Annotated in this window: 12 protein-coding genes, 15 tRNA genes and 1 rRNA gene; 27 read left to right on the top strand and 1 reads right to left on the bottom strand. The window is 36.4% G+C overall.

Annotated features, from left to right (window positions below; all coding sequences use genetic code 11):
• The first annotated feature begins 18 nt into the window (after positions 1–18).
• The 25 genes from rrf (at position 19) to CAN42_RS08785 (ending at position 10,493) form a co-directional block, all read left to right on the top strand.
• Positions 19–135, top strand: a 5S ribosomal RNA gene (gene rrf / locus CAN42_RS08900).
• Between the two features lie 21 nt (positions 136–156).
• Positions 157–231 (top strand) — tRNA-Asn (locus CAN42_RS08895).
• 13 nt (positions 232–244) lie between these two features.
• A tRNA-Leu gene (locus tag CAN42_RS08890) sits at positions 245–333 on the top strand.
• A 28-nt stretch (positions 334–361) separates the two neighbouring features.
• Positions 362–438: transfer RNA gene (locus tag CAN42_RS08885), tRNA-Met, on the top strand.
• Between the two features lie 11 nt (positions 439–449).
• A tRNA-Met gene (locus CAN42_RS08880) sits at positions 450–526 on the top strand.
• Positions 527–570: 44 nt separating this feature from the next.
• A tRNA-Glu gene (locus tag CAN42_RS08875) sits at positions 571–645 on the top strand.
• Positions 646–648: 3 nt separating this feature from the next.
• Positions 649–724: transfer RNA gene (locus CAN42_RS08870), tRNA-Val, on the top strand.
• A 6-nt stretch (positions 725–730) separates the two neighbouring features.
• Positions 731–807: transfer RNA gene (locus CAN42_RS08865), tRNA-Asp, on the top strand.
• Positions 808–844: 37 nt separating this feature from the next.
• Positions 845–920 (top strand) — tRNA-Thr (locus CAN42_RS08860).
• Between the two features lie 26 nt (positions 921–946).
• Positions 947–1,032, top strand: a tRNA-Tyr gene (locus CAN42_RS08855).
• 23 nt (positions 1,033–1,055) lie between these two features.
• Positions 1,056–1,129: transfer RNA gene (locus CAN42_RS08850), tRNA-Gly, on the top strand.
• Between the two features lie 6 nt (positions 1,130–1,135).
• Positions 1,136–1,212: transfer RNA gene (locus tag CAN42_RS08845), tRNA-Arg, on the top strand.
• Positions 1,213–1,221: 9 nt separating this feature from the next.
• Positions 1,222–1,297 (top strand) — tRNA-Gln (locus CAN42_RS08840).
• A gap of 5 nt (positions 1,298–1,302) precedes the next feature.
• A tRNA-Lys gene (locus tag CAN42_RS08835) sits at positions 1,303–1,378 on the top strand.
• Between the two features lie 22 nt (positions 1,379–1,400).
• Positions 1,401–1,489: transfer RNA gene (locus tag CAN42_RS08830), tRNA-Ser, on the top strand.
• Between the two features lie 44 nt (positions 1,490–1,533).
• A tRNA-Lys gene (locus tag CAN42_RS08825) sits at positions 1,534–1,609 on the top strand.
• A 299-nt stretch (positions 1,610–1,908) separates the two neighbouring features.
• Positions 1,909–2,055, top strand: coding sequence for a CD1871A family CXXC motif-containing protein (locus CAN42_RS09030; protein ID WP_167627564.1), 147 nt, complete (start codon positions 1,909–1,911; stop codon positions 2,053–2,055).
• Entirely contained in the window at positions 2,048–2,932 is an 885-nt protein-coding gene (locus tag CAN42_RS08820) for a 4Fe-4S binding protein (protein ID WP_085876387.1), read from the top strand. The genes CAN42_RS09030 and CAN42_RS08820 overlap by 8 nt, the downstream gene beginning before the upstream one ends.
• Positions 2,925–3,494 carry a TlpA family protein disulfide reductase gene (locus tag CAN42_RS08815; RefSeq protein ID WP_085876368.1) on the top strand — a complete coding sequence of 190 codons (570 nt, stop codon included), beginning with the start codon at positions 2,925–2,927 and terminating at the stop codon, positions 3,492–3,494. Before CAN42_RS08820 ends, CAN42_RS08815 begins: the two co-directional genes overlap by 8 nt.
• A 213-nt stretch (positions 3,495–3,707) precedes the next feature.
• Positions 3,708–5,315, top strand: a complete 1,608-nt coding sequence (gene hcp, locus CAN42_RS08810; protein WP_085876386.1) for a hydroxylamine reductase — start codon at positions 3,708–3,710, stop codon at positions 5,313–5,315.
• 315 nt (positions 5,316–5,630) lie between these two features.
• Entirely contained in the window at positions 5,631–6,635 is a 1,005-nt protein-coding gene (locus CAN42_RS08805) for a methionine ABC transporter ATP-binding protein (RefSeq protein WP_085876385.1), read from the top strand.
• A gap of 1 nt (position 6,636) precedes the next feature.
• A complete protein-coding gene (locus tag CAN42_RS08800; RefSeq protein ID WP_085876367.1) occupies positions 6,637–7,290 on the top strand; it encodes a methionine ABC transporter permease in 654 nt (217 codons plus the stop codon).
• 43 nt (positions 7,291–7,333) lie between these two features.
• Positions 7,334–8,161, top strand: a complete 828-nt coding sequence (locus tag CAN42_RS08795) for a MetQ/NlpA family ABC transporter substrate-binding protein (protein ID WP_085876366.1) — start codon at positions 7,334–7,336, stop codon at positions 8,159–8,161.
• A 40-nt stretch (positions 8,162–8,201) separates the two neighbouring features.
• The gene (locus CAN42_RS08790) at positions 8,202–9,044 is read left to right on the top strand and encodes a MetQ/NlpA family ABC transporter substrate-binding protein (RefSeq protein WP_085876365.1); all 843 of its coding nucleotides are present in this window, start codon (positions 8,202–8,204) and stop codon (positions 9,042–9,044) included.
• 192 nt (positions 9,045–9,236) lie between these two features.
• Positions 9,237–10,493: a S1C family serine protease gene (locus CAN42_RS08785; protein WP_085876364.1), complete on the top strand. Its 1,257-nt coding sequence runs from the start codon at positions 9,237–9,239 to the stop codon at positions 10,491–10,493.
• Between the two features lie 72 nt (positions 10,494–10,565).
• On the opposite strand, the gene CAN42_RS08780 is transcribed toward CAN42_RS08785, so the two are convergent.
• Positions 10,566–11,534, bottom strand: a complete 969-nt coding sequence (locus CAN42_RS08780) for a LysR family transcriptional regulator (RefSeq protein WP_085876363.1) — start codon at positions 11,532–11,534, stop codon at positions 10,566–10,568.
• A gap of 885 nt (positions 11,535–12,419) precedes the next feature.
• Here CAN42_RS08780 and CAN42_RS08775 point away from each other — a divergent pair.
• Both CAN42_RS08775 and CAN42_RS08770 read left to right on the top strand, forming a co-directional pair.
• A complete protein-coding gene (locus CAN42_RS08775) occupies positions 12,420–14,267 on the top strand; it encodes an LTA synthase family protein (protein ID WP_085876362.1) in 1,848 nt (615 codons plus the stop codon).
• Positions 14,268–14,274: 7 nt separating this feature from the next.
• Positions 14,275–15,462, top strand: coding sequence for a M20 family metallopeptidase (locus tag CAN42_RS08770; protein WP_085876361.1), 1,188 nt, complete (start codon positions 14,275–14,277; stop codon positions 15,460–15,462).
• Positions 15,463–15,517: the final 55 nt, after the last annotated feature.

Below are 15,517 nucleotides of genomic sequence, written 5' to 3'. Positions count from 1 at the left end.
GATTAGTTTTTAAGTTAATCTGGTGAGAATAGGACAATGGACACACCTGTACCCATACCGAACACAGAAGTTAAGCATTAGTCCGCTGATGGTACTTGGTTGGCAACGACCTGGGAGAGTAAGTTATTGCCAGAAAGGGACAAAAGTCCCCAATAGTCTTAGGTAGCTCAATGGTGGAGCAACCGGCTGTTAACCGGTAGGCTGTGGGTTCGAGTCCCACCCTGAGAGCCAATAAAAAAGACAAGCCGGGGTGGCGGAACTGGCAGACGCACAGGACTTAAAATCCTGCGGTGGTTAAACACCGTATCGGTTCGATTCCGATTCTCGGCACCAAAAAGAAATAGTAGCCGGGTAAAAATGACGCGGGATGGAGCAGCATGGTAGCTCGTCGGGCTCATAACCCGAAGGTCGAAGGTTCAAATCCTTCTCCCGCTACCATAAAAATATATGGCGGCGTAGCTCAGTTGGCTAGAGCATACGGTTCATACCCGTAGTGTCAGGAGTTCAAATCTCTTCGCCGCTACCATTTTCAAATTAACGGTTTGTGATACATAAACCGCCACCATATTAGGCCCTGTGGTCAAGCGGTTAAGACACCACCCTTTCACGGTGGTATCCCGGGTTCGATTCCCGGCAGGGTCACCAGATGGACGCATAGCTCAGTTGGGAGAGCATCTGCCTTACAAGCAGGGGGTCATAGGTTCGAGCCCTATTGTGTCCACCAAAATTGGGCCTGGTAGTTCAGTTGGTTAGAATGCCAGCCTGTCACGCTGGAGGTCGTCGGTTCGAGCCCGATCCAGGTCGCCAATTAAAATATAGTAAATTTATTTTTAATAAGTGAGATGCTGGTGTAGCTCAATTGGTAGAGCAACTGACTTGTAATCAGTAGGTTAGGGGTTCAAGTCCTCCCACCAGCTCCAAAAAATCTTATTAGGACTTACAACATGGAGGAGTTCCCGAGTTGGCCAAAGGGGACGGACTGTAAATCCGTTAGTTTTACTTTCAGTGGTTCAAATCCACTCTCCTCCACCAAATTTTATATAATTTTTATTTATGCGGGTGTAGCTCAGTGGTAGAGCCCCAGCCTTCCAAGCTGGTTGCGAGGGTTCGATTCCCTTCACCCGCTCCATATTAAGCACCTATAGCTCAGTTGGATAGAGCAACGGACTTCTAATCCGTGTGCCGGGGGTTCGAATCCTCCTAGGTGCGCCAACTAATTATTGGGGTGTAGCCAAGTCGGTAAGGCACCAGACTTTGACTCTGGCATGCGTAGGTTCGAGTCCTGCCACCCCAGCCAAGTGAGACCCATTAGCTCAGTCGGTAGAGCACTTGACTTTTAATCAAGGTGTCGCGCGTTCGAATCGCGCATGGGTCACCATTTTTTTTAATTAAATATTTGTGGAGAGGTACCGAAGTGGTCATAACGGGGCGGTCTTGAAAACCGTTAGGGTGCAAGCCCACAAGGGTTCGAATCCCTTCCTCTCCGCCATTTTAATCTGTGGTTAACACAGATTTTTTATTGAAACTTAATAAGACCCATTAGCTCAGTCGGTAGAGCACTTGACTTTTAATCAAGGTGTCGCGCGTTCGAATCGCGCATGGGTCACCAAGTTAGCTGTGAACTTTTCACAGCTTTTTTTGTTACAATTTCTGACTGTTAAGAATAATATATAATTAAAGAGGAAATGTTATTACTAGTAATTAAGGTGTAAGATGTTTTAATGGATATTCAGCTTAAGTTTGTTTAGTTGTTTGTAGAGAGTTAACAAGTTGTTATTTATGAAGTTGATTTTTTATTTGAGTTGGAGCTTATTATTAACTTAAAAATTTTTTTATAAATTGAGATAATTAAGTTTTCTTAACCTTATCTTTACACCCTAAATGCTATACTACTTGTGAGGTGAAAACATGAAGGATTTTGCAGAAAAGAAGTTGTCGTATCTTATGTTATTTTTGTCTATTGCTTTTGTTATTTATGGAGCTTATAGGCAAGAAGTGGACACTGTACTTTCTAAAGCAATAAGAATTTGTTTGGAGTGCGTTGGAATTGGCTAATTTAATAAATCTTCTAAAGAATATTGGTAAAAAACGAAATTTGTTTCAAGGATGCTTTGCCCTTCTCACAAACTTACATATTCCAAACTTCATAAAGGGAACTATCTATACAGGTAAGACTAAGAGCCTTTGTGTTCCAGGACTAAATTGTTATTCTTGTCCGGGAGCTGCCTTCTCTTGTCCAATAGGATCCTTTCAAGCACTTGTTGGCTCGTCAAAATTTAATTTTGCCTACTATGTGACGGGACTAATGCTTTTCTTTGGAACCCTATTTGGAAGGCTTATCTGTGGTTTTATGTGTCCCTTTGGATTTTTTCAGGATCTCTTGTATAAGATTCCCACAAAAAAATTCTCTACAAGAAAATTTACTTTTCTAAAATATCTAAAGTATTTAATTTTAATTTTTGTAGTTTGGCTTTTTGGAATATTTTTGACTGACGAACTTGGAGGGGCTTCTCCATACTTCTGTCAGTATCTTTGCCCACAGGGAATACTCGAAGGAGGAATACCTCTTTCTATTGCTAACAAATCTATCAGAGCTGCCCTAGGAAATCTATTCAAGTTAAAGTTTGCAATTCTCACACTAATAACTTTACTTTCAATATTTTTCTATAGACCCTTCTGTAAATATCTTTGCCCTCTAGGTGCATTTTATGCAATAACCAATAAGTTTTCATTTTATAAATACCATGTGGATGATTCTTGTATTTCTTGTGGCAAGTGTAAGAGAGTTTGTAAGATGGATGTGGACATGTCAAAGAATCAAAATGCTCTAGAATGTATAAGGTGTGGGGACTGCCTAAGGGCTTGCCCTACTTCTGCAATTTCCACCTCTATTAGTAAAAATAAAATTGATGAAGGAGTAAGTTATGAATAAAGTTTTTAATAAGATAAGTAAGTTATTTGTTCTTATGATTTTATTGGTATCTATGTCTGCCTGTACAAGCAAGGCGCCAGAAGCTACTGATATTTCTGCTGGAGACTCTTTCCCTAAGTTTGATGCAGTAGACTTTAAGGGTAACCCAATAAACAATGATGTTTTTAAAGACCACCCTGTTACAATTTTAAGTATTTGGTTCACAGGTTGTAAGGGTTGTATTGATGAAATGCCAGCTTTACAACAAATTAGCGAAGAATTAAAGGACAAGAATGTAAAGGTTATGTCAATTTGCCTAGACACTTATGAAGATAAAAAAATAAAGGAAGAAGCAGAAAAAATCTTAGAAGCTAAGGGTGTAAAGTACACTAACCTTGCTGTTAAACCTTCTAAAGAAATTGATGCTTATCTTAAAAATCTAACTGCCTTCCCAACAACTTTATTAATTGATAGACAAGGAAAGGTTATAGGAGATGTAAGTGTGGGTTCAGTTGATGACAAGGATAAGAAGGCTGAACTTTACAAGAAAATTGACGAAGCTATAGCTAATGACAAAAAATAATTTTTTATAAGTGATCACTAGATAAACCCTCATTAATATACACCTATTGAGACCCTGTATGGGGTCTCTTTTTTGTTTTATTGTTGCATATGCAACAGAAAAGTTTTTCTTTACCTATTAAAATATTTTTAGAAGTTAAGAATCTTAAGAATTTTAAAAGTAGAAGTTGAGAATTTTATAATTTTAAAAATAGAAGGGATGAAGATTATGGATATGTTTTGTTACCAATGTCAAGAAACTTTAAACAACAAGGGCTGCACTAAGAGGGGAGTTTGTGGAAAGACTGCTACTGTTGCTAACTACCAAGACTTTTTAATTTGGATCACTAAGGGACTTTCTGAGATTGCTCTTAAGAGTGAAAGGGAAGATAAGGATGTAGTTGATAGAGTTATTTTAAACCTCTTTACTACTATCACTAATGCAAACTTTGATGATGGGCAAATAAAAAATAGGATCGTAGAAACTATTGAGCTTATGAACTCTTTGAGAGAAGAAAAAACTTACAGCGATGCAGGAGCTTGGTCATCTGTAGACTTTTCTGAAATCAACGAAAAAATTGCAAGTCACCAAGTTTCTATTCTTAAAGAAGAAAATGAAGACCAAAGAAGTTTAAAAGAACTAATAACTTATGGACTTAAGGGTATGGCTGCCTACACAAGACATGCTAAAGTTTTGGGATATGAAGACGAAGGAGTAAATAAGTTTATTTTAAGAGCTATGGCTGACCTCTTAGAAGAGAAAAGCTTGGATGAATTAATTGCCTTGACACTAAAGACTGGAGACATGGGTTATAGGGCTATGGCGACTCTTGATGGGGCCAACACAAAGACTTACGGAAATCCAGAAATCTCTGAAGTAAACATTGGGGTAAGAAAAAATCCTGGCATCTTAGTATCTGGCCACGACTTAAAAGATTTTGAAATGTTACTAGAACAAGCAAAAGATTCTGGGGTGGATATTTACACTCACTCTGAAATGCTACCAGCAAATTATTATCCTAAGTTTAAAAAGTATGAAAACTTTATTGGCAATTATGGGAATGCTTGGTGGAAGCAAAGGGAGGAGTTTGAGTCTTTTAATGGTCCAATCCTAATGACAACTAACTGCATTGTCCCACCAAGGGAGTCATACAAGGATAAGCTATTTACCACTGGAGCTGCAGGATATCCTGGCTGCACTTACATTGAAGAAGGTAATAATGGTCACAAGAACTTTTCAAAAATAATTGAGCTTGCAAAGACTTGTGAGCCACCAGTAGAAATTGAAAAGGGAAAAATTGTGGGAGGTTTCGCTCACAGTCAAGTCATGGAACTTGCTGACAAGGTAATCGAGGCTGTAAAAAATGGTGACATCACAAAATTTGTTGTCATGGCAGGTTGCGATGGAAGAATGACTGATAGAAATTATTATGAAGACTTTGCCAAGAAGCTTCCTAAGTCAACTGTAATTTTAACTGCTGGCTGTGCCAAGTACAGATACAACAAGCTAGACCTTGGTGACATTAATGGAATCCCAAGAGTTCTCGATGCAGGTCAATGTAACGACTCCTACTCACTTATCCAAATTGCCCTTGCCCTTGTGGATGCCTTTGGGGTGGAAAGTGTAAATGATCTTCCAATTGCTTACAATATTGCTTGGTATGAACAAAAGGCTGTAATAGTTTTACTTGCTCTTTTATCACTAGGAGTTAAAAACATCCACCTTGGACCGACTCTTCCAGCCTTCTTATCAAAAAATGTAGTAGATGTTTTGGTAGAAAACTTTGGAATCGCTGGTATCACCAGCGTGGAAGAGGACATGAAAATTTTTGAAATAAAATAAATATTATGCTTGACATTTAAAATCTAAGCTAATATAATAATAAGTAATTCAAAAATAAACTTTTGAGAAGAAGAGTAGCTTAAAATTTTGATTAAAGAGAGCTTCGTTTTGGTGAAAGAAGTAGATGAATTTTTTGTGAACATGGCCTTCTCTAGGAAATACTGATATTAGGTATTTACGGGTCTTCCCGTTACAGAAGTAGAGTATGATGGTACTTGAAGAGGTTGCTTTCGTGAGGAAGCGATGAATTAAGGTGGTAACACGAGCTTTCGTCCTTATGGGATGGAAGCTCTTTTTTATTGTTTTGGAGGAAAAATGATTGAAGTAAAAAATTTGGTTAAAGATTTTAAAACTGATGGAAGAAGTTTTAGAGCCATAAATGATGTTTCTTTCAAGGTCAATAGGGGAGAGATTTACGGTGTCATCGGTTTATCTGGTGCCGGCAAGTCAACCCTTGTTAGGTGTATCAACAGACTAGAAGAGCCAAGTTCAGGAGAAATCCTAGTAAATGGCAAGTCTATTATTGGTCTAAATGAAAAGGAACTCAGGGCTGCTAGAAAGGATATTGGAATGATTTTCCAGTATTTCAACTTATTCATGCAAAAGACTGTGGCAGAAAATATTGCCTATCCACTAGAAATCTCTGGGGTGTCTAGGGAGAAGATAAATAAGAGGGTAGATGAACTTCTAAACTTTATAGACCTAGTAGATAAGAAGAACTCTTATCCAGCAGAATTGTCTGGTGGTCAAAAGCAAAGGGTGGCAATAGCAAGAGCAATTGCAACAAACCCATCAATCCTACTTTCAGATGAAGGGACATCAGCACTTGACCCGGCAAACACAAAGTCAGTCCTAAGTCTTTTAAAGAAGATTGTGGATGAATTTGACATGACAGTTATAATGATCACCCATCAAATGGAAGTTGCTAAAGAAATTTGTGATAGAATTGCAGTTATGGAGGCTGGAAAAATTATTGAAGAGAACAACACAAAGGAACTCTTCACTAATCCAAAGACTGCTGTAACAAGATCCTTTATAAAAAATCTTGAAGACGATGTGGAAGAAGGCTATGTAAGGGCAAGCGACTACAAGGGAGATGTCCTTAGACTATCCTATGCAGATAACAACTATGACAAGCCAATCCTTTCCCAATGCGTCAAGAAGTTTGACATAGATTTTTCCATCTTATCTGGGAATATAAACAAGCTAAATGCGGCAAATGTTGGTTACCTTACAGTTCAAATCCTTGGTAAGGATGAAGAAAGAGCAAGGGCAATTGAATTCTTGAAAGAAAATAATGTAATTGTGGAGGTGCTTTAATATGGATAGGATAATAGATATAGTTTTACCAGCAATTCCACAAACTTTAGTAATGGTAATTGCTTCGACAATAATTGCTCTTTTAATAGGTCTTCCCTTGGGAATAATTTTAACAACAACAAGACCTGGAGGACTTACTGAATCCTTAAAAGTTTATTCAATCCTAGATGGAATCATAAACATCCTAAGATCTTTTCCCTTTGTAATCTTGATGATAGTAGTATTTCCACTTTCAAGATTAATTGTTGGAAAGTCCTACGGAACTGCAGCGATGATAATTCCCCTCTCAGTTTCAGCAGCACCCTTTGTTGCTAGACTAATGGAAGGTTACCTTATCCAAGTTGACTCAGGAATTATTGAAGCAGCTAAGTCTATGGGATCATCTAAGAGGGAAATAATATTTAAGGTCTTGATACCAGAGGCAATGCCAATGATAGTGACAGGTATCACAATGACAGTAATAAATGTTATTGGTTACTCTGCTATGGCTGGTGTCATGGGAGGTGGCGGTCTAGGAGATGTGGCAAATAGGTATGGTTACCAAAGAAATGAGCCCCTTATCCTATGGTCAGCAGTTCTTGTTATTATAGTTTTGGTTCAAATAGTCCAATTTGTTGGCAACTTTTTGGCTAAGAAGATTGACAAGAAAAAATAAAAAAAGCGGAAGAAAAAATAAAGAAGAAAAAAGGAGGAAAAAGATGAAGAAGACAAAAATTTTATTTACACTAATTGGACTTATTGCCATTTTAACGGCATGTGGAAAAGACAAGCAGGCAGAAGAAAAGGACACAAAGACGGGAGAACTAACAAAGGTGACAATAGGTGCATCAGAAACTCCTCACGGAGAACTTTTAAAGGCCCTTGAACCAGAATTTAAAAAGGAAGGAATTGACCTTAATCTTGTAGTTTTCTCAGACTATGTTCAACCAAACCTACAACTTGAATCAGGGGATCTAGACTTAAACTTTTACCAACACCAACCCTACCTTGACAACTTTAACAAGGATAGGAAGACAAATATAGTTTCCCTAAAGGATTCAAAGGTATTTATAACACCCCTTCTTGGATTTTCATCAAAGATAAAGGACATCAAGGACCTTGAAGATGGGGCAGAAATTATAATTCCTAATGACCCAACAAATGGAGCAAGAGCCCTACTAATTCTTGATAAGGAAGGACTTATAAAATTAAAGGACAAGAACAACTTAAACTCAACTGAAGTGGACATAGTGGAAAATCCAAAAAATTTAAAATTCACTGCAGTTGATGCACAAAATATTCCAAGAGTTTATAAAGATGCAGACCTTGCCTTTATAAATCCAAACTTTGCCATAGCAAGTGGACTTGATCCAAAGGATGCAATAATTACAGAAGCTAAGGACTCACCTTATGCAAACATAGTAGCAGCAAGATCTGGCGAAGAAAATAAAGAAATTTATAAAAAGGTTGTAAAAGTATTACAATCAGAAGCAAGTAGAAAGTACATTGAAGATACTTTCAAGGGAGCAGTGCTTCCAACATTTTAATATTAATTAGTTAATAATTTTTTTAGAGGAGGATATATATATGAAAAATTTTAAAAAATTATTTTTACTAGGATCAGTGATCCTATCACTTGCCCTAACAGGATGTGGCGGTACAAAGAAAGATGACGCAAAGGCAGAAGCCCCAGCAGATGAAGACAACAAAATTGTTATTGGTGTATCACCTACACCTCACGGAGAAATCATTGAAGGTCTAAAACCAGAATTTGAAAAAGAAGGTCTTGATGTAGAAGTTGTTAACTTCGACGACTACATCCAACCAAACCTTCAACTAGAAGCTGGTGACCTTGACGCAAACTACTTCCAACACAAACCATATCTTGACAGCTTTACACAAGAAAGAAACATCAAAGACCTTGCAATCTTAGGTTATGTTCACGTTGAACCAATGGCTATATACTCAGAAAAATATAAGTCAGTTGATGAAATCGAAGATGGTGCAGAAATCATCATTCCTAACGACCCAAGTAACGGTGCAAGAGCCTTAATTTTACTTGAAGACGCTGGACTAATCAAGTTAAAGGATAAGACAAATCTTAACGCAACAGAAAAAGATATTGCAGAAAATCCAAAGAACCTAAAGTTCACGGCAATGGATGCACCTTCAATTGCACAAGTTTATAAGGATGCAGGTGCTGCAGTTATTAACGCAAACTTTGCCATTGGACAAGGACTTGACCCAACAAAGGACTCAATCTTCTTAGAACCAAAGGATTCACCATACGCAAACTTAGTTGCAATTAGAAAAGATGACGCTGATAAGGAAAAATTTAAAAAGTTCTTAAAGGTTCTTAACTCTGAAGAAGCTAAGAAATTTATAGAAGAAAAATTCAAGGGAGCAGTTATACCAGCTTTCGAAAACTAAATCTTTTAAAGAGATCCGAGAGGGTCTCTTTTTTTATTTAAGTGAAAAATATAAGTCAATTTTTAAAAGGTAAGATAGAAAATTAAAGAGAAAAATTATGTGGAAGTCATTTCAAAAAGCTTTTATTATAAATTCATTAATCTTTCACAAAACCATACTAAGATAAAGTCATAAATTATTAGAGGAGGAAAAATGAAGATGAATGACAATTTAAATAAAAACCCTGGCATGGGAAAGATAGTAATTATTATTGCCCTAGTTTTTTCCCTAATTGGGGGAATAATTGGTTCAGCAATTACAACTTACAAGCTTTTGCCACAGGGAGATACTAAGACGTCAAATCAGGATTCAAACATAACTATTTCTGCTAAGGACAATGTAACAGTGGCATCAGCCGTTGCCAAGAAGGCTATGTCCTCTGTAGTTGGAATAACAACTAAGGGACTTCAACAATCCTTCTTTGGACAAGTTGAAGTCCAAGGTGTGGGTTCTGGTGTAATTGTTGACCCAAAGGGTTATATCCTTACAAATGCTCACGTTGTTAAACTAAACAACCAAGTTGTAAAGGATGTAACAGTTAGACTCAACAATGAAAAGGACATCCAAGGTAAGACAATTTGGGCAGACGAAATGATTGACCTTGCCATTGTAAAGATTAACACTGATGAAAAATTAAATGCAGCAAGTCTTGGTGACTCTGATGCTCTTTCAATCGGAGACACTGCTATAGCAATTGGTAACCCAATTTCCTTACAATTTTCTCAAACTGTAACCCAAGGTATTATTTCTGGACTTGACAGGTATGTTGGGGCAGTAAGTGGTGGAGGCTATATGACTGGTCTTATCCAAACTGATGCATCAATAAATGGTGGTAACTCTGGTGGTGCCCTATTAAATGCTGAGGGCGAAGTCATCGGCATCAACACAGTTAAGGTTCAATCAGCAGAAGGTCTTGGTTTTTCAATTCCAATTAACTTCATCAAACCAATTATTAAACAAGTTATTGAAACTGGAAAGTACAAGGAAATGTCTATGGGTATGTTGACTATGAATGTTAATGTTGCATCTCAAATCTTAAATGAAAAGCCAGATGTTGATAAGGGAATCTTTGTCTACAAGGTTTACGATGGATCACCTGCAGCAGCAGCTGGACTTGAAGCAGGAGATATTGTTACAAGAATTGGCAAGGACCAAGTGGATGATAACAATGCTCTAAAGTCAATTCTTTATAAGTATCAAGTTGGCGACAAGGTAGAAGTTGAATACCTAAGAAGGGGAAAGAAGATGACTACTGAAGTTAAATTTACTGACTACTCTATAGAAAATGACAAGGAAGCTCAAAAGGATTTGAGGGCACAAGATAGAGAAAAGTTTGCTGAAGAAGAAAGGGCAAGAAGCCAAGAAGATTTATTCAATAGGTTTAGACAAGAATTTGAAAATAATTTTTAAAGACGAGTTATTGAAGAAAAGATAAAAGGATTTTATAAAGTAAAAGTGACACCACCTGGTGCCACTCTTACTTTATTTTTTTGCAATTCTTTCTAATTTTTCTGCGTGGAAGGAATTAAAATATTCTTCCAAGAGGTCTACAAATCTCTTGGCATACTTGGTGATGTAACGATTTTTATTTTTTATGGCATAAATGCCAAGGGTAACAGGTTCATCACCAGAATAAAGAGGGAAGATGTTGATGTCGTCATCAAACTCCTCCAGCCACCTCTTGATGTTCATTTGAGAAATAAAAACTGCAGCAATTGCCTTGTTGCAAATAGATAGGGCAATCCTTGAGTAGCCTGTCTCAATGTAGTCATTGGGTCTTACATCTGCCTCCTTAAAGCTTTCGTTAATGAGGCTCCTTATCCTGTTGTCCTGTGTATAGAGTAGGAAGGGAACCTTGCTGAAGTCCTTAAGATTAACTTTTTCAAAAGATTTTTCCTTTAAAGATTTAAGATTTCTCACATGCTTTTTAAGTAGTCTGTCGCTAACACAGAGGTAAAGTTTTTCATCTAATAGTAGTTGAGATTGTAAATTTTCGTTCTGGTAGTTCTCGTCAATGGAGATGGCAAGGTCTAATTTATTTTCAAGACACATAGACTCCAGATCTTTGGATTGCTTCTCGTGGAGAACAAGTCCAACATGGGGGAACTCCTCAGTAAATTTTTCTATAATCGAAGGGATAAACATATCAGCACGAGGGGAAGAAGCACCTAAGATTAGCTTACCAGTATCCTCGCTTTTTAGGTCCCTAATCTTATTTATCATATCGGACTCATTAGTTAGAAGTCTTTCGGCATAGGCAAGGTACTCTTCACCAATAGGTGTTAGCAATAACTTTGGCTTTCTAAAAAAGAACTTGGCCCCGTAATAGTCTTCAAGTCTTTTAATATGGTTGGAGAGAGTTTGTTGTGAAATGTAAAGTTTTTCTCCAGTTTCGTTCATATTTAAAGTCTTTGCAAGTTCTGTGAAGTAGTAGATACTTTCAAAATTCATATATCCTCCTGTCAAAAATATTTTGTTATTTTTACAAATTATTATTAATTTATTTTGTCGTACTTTTATTATATACTAAGTCTATGATAATTGTGAAATAAAATATTAAGAATCCCTTATAGTTTACCAGTTTTTTTTCCTTAATATCACAATTACCGGAATCCCCTTGCACCCACCTCCTTGGGTGCATTTTTTTTATTCAAGTAATTAAGTCTATGGGATTTTTAAATTGAAAAGCTATGTCTTTATAGGATGCTATAACTTTATAAAGATTTGTAAAGTTGTAAATAATTATGGCTTTATAAATATTTGTAAAGTTGCAAAGAGCTGCGACTTAATGAGCATTAGTAAAGCTTATAAAAAATTAGGAGTCTATGAAAAATTATAAACTTCTAAAATGATACAAGTTTATAAGGATTATTCAAGTTAAAAAGAATAAAAGGGAGTCTTTAAGTAAATTACGATAAAATAATTTTGATAAATTTTATCAAAAACTATTTACAAAATAAAAAACCTATACTATAATAAACACAGTTAATGATAGTCAATGTCATTTAACAAAAATTACTTTGATTTTGGGAACCCCATAACTCCTAAGATTAATAATAAAATTATACCAATCTTCACTCTGAAAAGAGAAATTAAGACTGCTTCGGCAGTCTTTTTTTTGCGAGAAAATGAAATTTTTAAATAAATTAAATTAATATTTTGAATAAATTAAAACTTCTAGGCTTATATTAACTTATGGACAAGTGGAAGCTTAACTCGTGGTATGACAGATATTGATGAAAAAGGGGAAGCCAAGCTTAAAGAGTTTGATGACTTTTACAAAAACTCCCCAAAAATTTAAGAATATTATATAATTGAAAATTAGAAGGTGATTAGATGTTTAATAAAAATAAATCAAAGGAGGTCAAGGCCTTTAGTATCCATGACATTTTGATTCATGGACTTTTTGGATTAATTATTGGTCTTGCTATGCTAACATTGGCACCAGGCGGAGGTCTGCCTGGTAAGTTAATAAGGACTCCCTTAGTCTTGATTTTAAATTTCATTCCAATATTACTTACAGGAATTTTATTTCAAGGACTTCTAGGTAGAAGAAGACCTGCCTTAATTTTAAATTCCATTTTTTACTTAGTGATTTTTGTTGTAAACAGGAATAAGGTTTTTTATAGGAATGCGCCACTTAAAATTTCTGACATAAGACTTGCTGGCGAAGCTCTTAATATGACTAAGAATTCTTATTATCCAGACCTAAGGGGAAGTCTTACAGCCCTTGCTGGGTTAATTGTCTTGCTAGTCTTGGCATTTATATTTAAAAGTAAAAAAATCAGATTAAAGGATAGAATAATTTCAGTCCTTGTAGTTTTAATTTCATCAGCCTTGCTTGTTACTTGTGTATACTCTAAGGATGATCTATACTACAAACTTCCAGTTAAGGGGAATATTTATAATTCAATTGATCAGTGTAACTCCAAGGGCTTTAATTATTCCTTCTTATACAATTTGAAAAATTCTTTTATAAGGCCACCAGAAGGTTACAATGAAAAAGAAATTGCAGAGCGTGACTCCAAAGACCAAAGTAAAAACATCGAAGCAATAAAGAAGATGGAAAGGCCAAATATAATTTGGATAATGGGAGAGGCCTTTACAGACTTGTCACAAGATCCACAATTTACTTTTGAAAAGGGCAATGACCCTAATGAAAACTTTAAAATCTTGCAAGATAAATCTGTCCTACATGGTAGGGTTGTAGTCCCTGCATATATTGGTGGAACAGGTGATACAGAGTTTGATGTTTTGACAGGGGCGATGACTATTAATTGTGCACCTGACAACAACTACGCTTTTAATGCCATAAAAAGAGATGTTGGTTCCCTTCCAAATCTTTTAAAGACTATTGGCTATAAGACTTATGGTTTTCACCCTGGCTTTGCCTGGTTCTATGGAAGAAAAGATGTCTATCCAAAGATTGGACTTGATGACAATATCTTCCTAGAAGATATAAAGGAACCTCTTATGAAGGGTGGATATGTAGATGAAAAACAATTTACAGAAATTTATAAGGAAAGATTTTTAAAGGCAGTAAAGGAATCTAAGGAACCAGTTTTATCTTACGCAGTTGATATCCAAAACCATGGACCTTATGATCTTAGCAAGTATGGAGAAATTTTGCCCTTCACTTGTAAGTCACAACTTACTGAAGATGTAAAGAACAGTATTGGTTCTTACTTCTTGGGGGTAAAGGCCATGGATACAATGTTGGGTGAAATGTACAAGACTATGGAAGAACTTGACGAGCCAACTATTATGATATTTTATGGGGACCACTTGCCAGGACTTGGCACAAATCAGTCAGGCTTTGATGAAATTGGGAAGCATCTTTCCAATGACAATATTGACAAGGAAGTAGAATTTTACTCCACTCCTTATATAGTAGTTGCTAATGAAAAGGCCAAGGCCCTTATGGACAAAAAGAGAGTTGAAGTAAAGGATGGTCAACCTATTGCTGCATGCTATCTTTCATCAACTGTCCTAGATATGTTGGGCTTTAACAAGGTGGATAATTTCTTTATCTACAATTCAGATTTGAGGAAGAAGCTCCCAATTATTTCAAGAAATTATGTTTTTGATGGCAAGGAAGCTTATCCAAGACAAGAAGTAAAGGGCAAGGCAAAGGATTATTATGATGACTACAGGAGATACCAATATTACAGGATTAACAAGTAGGTGACTTATGGAAAATATTTTAAAAATTGTTGAAGAAATCTCTGGTGAACTTGCTTCACTTAGAAAATTTATTTATGATAACCCAGAGATTGGCTTTGAAGAGTACAAGTCTTCAAAGGCCCACATTGATTTATTAAAAAAGCACGGCTTTGATGTAGAGTGTCCTTATCTTGGATGTGAGACTTCCTTTAAGGCAGTTTACGATTCAAAGAAAGCTGGCAGGACGATTTCTTACTTGTCAGAATATGATGCCCTACCAGGAATTGGTCACGGATGTGGTCACAACATCCTAGGAGCCACTGCCACAGGAGCAGGAATAGTCTTATCAAAGTTAATTGATGAGATTGGCGGAAGAGTTATTGTCTTTGGAACTGCAGCAGAAGAAGTTGGCGGTACAAAAATTGAACTTGCTAGATCAGATGAACTAAAGGATGTTGATGTTGTCATTGAGATGCACCCAGGTGACATTAATTCAGTTACACCAAACTCCTTGGCACTTGCCACAAGAAGGTTCGAGTTCTTTGGCAAGACTGCACACGCTGCAGACACACCTCATGAAGGGATTAATGCCCTTGATGCACAAATAGTTTTATTCTCAGCCATTAATGCCTTAAGACAACAAACAAAGGATGGATCAAGAATACACGGCATCATAAAAGATGGAGGCAAGGCTGCCAACATCATTCCTGACTACACTGATTCAAGATTTTATGCAAGAAGTCCAGAGAAAAAATATCTCTTAGAACTTTTGGAAAAACTTGAAGCTTGTGCCAAGGGTGCTGCCCTTGCAACAGGATGTCAAGTTAAAATTTCTGAATACGAAAAGGGAAATGACAACACAGTTAGAAATCTTGCTTTTAATGAAGTCCTAATGGAAAAAATGAAAAAATATCTTGATGAAGAAGTTAAGGACATAGAACTAAACTCAGGCTCCACTGATGCAGGAGATATTTCTCATGAAGTCCCAACACTTCACGGCTATTTTAAAATCGCTGAAGAAGGAACACCATCTCACACAGTTGAGTTTAGGGATGCAACAATGACTGACTATGCCTTTGACCAAATGAAAAAAACTATTGCAGCCATAGTTGAAGTTGGAATAGAAGTTTTGCAAAATGATGAAGTTTATGAAAAAATTATTAGTGAGTTTAAAGCAAGTGTAAAAACTGGTAAAATTATCCCTCACAAGAATTAAATAGCTATAAGGTATTAAAAAACACCTCTCTTCTTGGTATAATATTAAGAATAGA

The sequence above is a fragment of the Peptoniphilus vaginalis genome (assembly GCF_900176605.1).
Lineage (GTDB): Bacteria > Bacillota > Clostridia > Tissierellales > Peptoniphilaceae > Peptoniphilus_A > Peptoniphilus_A vaginalis.
Note: the sequence above shows the minus strand (reverse complement) of the source record. Positions and strands in the feature narration are given on the sequence as shown.